Genomic DNA, 1,101 nt, shown 5'->3' with positions numbered 1-1,101 from the left:
CTATAGTAGCAAACGTTTTAGCTTACGCCAACCGACATTAATCTCTCGTCTATTTGCTGGTGCTATCACACTTTCAGGTGAATTGAAGAGGGAACTTCTGTCGGAACAAGATAAAAATATGTTAACTAGTAAATAACTTTAACAAAAGGAGAATAACATTCTATGTTTAAAACAATCGATACAAATCAAAAAGATGTGAAATTGACGGTGTTTAGTTCAGACGAAAAAAGTTTTATGGTCACTGCAACCTTAGTTGAGAAAGAGGGACATGCATTTTTAATAAACTCAAAATTTACTCAGTCTGATTCGAAGGAAATTGTTGAGTATCTGAAAAAAAACGGCTTATCTCTAGATAAAATTTTTATTATTCATGGAGATCCAGACTATTACTTTGGATTAGAGAGTATTAAAGCTGCTTACCCAGAAGCCATAGCGTATGCTACAGAGTCTACTGTTGAACATATTGTTCATTCTGTCTTAGGTAAATTAAAAGTTTGGAAAGGCGCCCTAGGAGAAAACACACCAAGCAACGTAGTATTACCTCAAGTGTTTAAAGAAAAAATGATTGATTTTCAGGGGTTAACATTTGAACTAGTAGGCTTAGATCATTACAGAACTAGCTTATTTAATAAAGAGCTAAAAGTATTAATTGGTGGTATTGATGTATTTAACGAAATACATGTATTCTTAGCGGATACTAGCTCAAAAGCGGCTATGGAGGCATGGATTGAGAACTTGAAAGTATTACAAGCATTACATGCTGACATAATTGTACCTAGCCATGGATCAATCGAAAAATCCTTAAATAATCAATCCCTTACTGCGACAATGGATTATCTAAGAACTGCGATTCAAGCTTCTGAGGAAAGTAAAACTTCAAAAGATTTTGTAGCGAAACTTGAAGCAGCATATCCAGGCTATGCAAATAAAGGTGTATTAGAATTAAGTGCAAAAGTTGTAACAAAAGAAATGCCTTGGGGTTAATGCTATGAATAAATATCAGAAACTATTACATGAAACGTATGTGTTAACTGGCGAAGGAAAATTGGATGCTTTCAAAACGTATTTAAGTGAAAATGTATCTTGGACAGAAGCTGCTGG

General features: G+C 34.2%; 1 protein-coding gene and 1 pseudogene. Both read left to right on the top strand.

Annotation, left to right across the window (positions count from 1 at the left end; all coding sequences use genetic code 11):
* Positions 1–162: 162 nt before the first annotated feature.
* Positions 163–984: an MBL fold metallo-hydrolase gene (locus ABH955_RS29150; protein ID WP_404491976.1), complete on the top strand. Its 822-nt coding sequence runs from the start codon at positions 163–165 to the stop codon at positions 982–984.
* A 4-nt stretch (positions 985–988) separates the two neighbouring features.
* Positions 989–1,101, top strand: a pseudogene (locus ABH955_RS29145) (nuclear transport factor 2 family protein); the annotation flags it as partial.

This window comes from Bacillus sp. RC240 (genome assembly GCF_044907945.1).
In the GTDB taxonomy this organism is placed as follows: Bacteria; Bacillota; Bacilli; order Bacillales; family Bacillaceae_G; genus Bacillus_A; species Bacillus_A mycoides.
This window is presented reverse-complemented; position numbering and strand designations above follow the sequence as displayed.

Excerpts from the sequence above, each read along its gene's own strand:
- ABH955_RS29150 (WP_404491976.1), top strand. The coding sequence starts at position 163 with ATGTTTAAAACAATCGATACAAATCAAAAAGATGTGAAATTGACGGTG.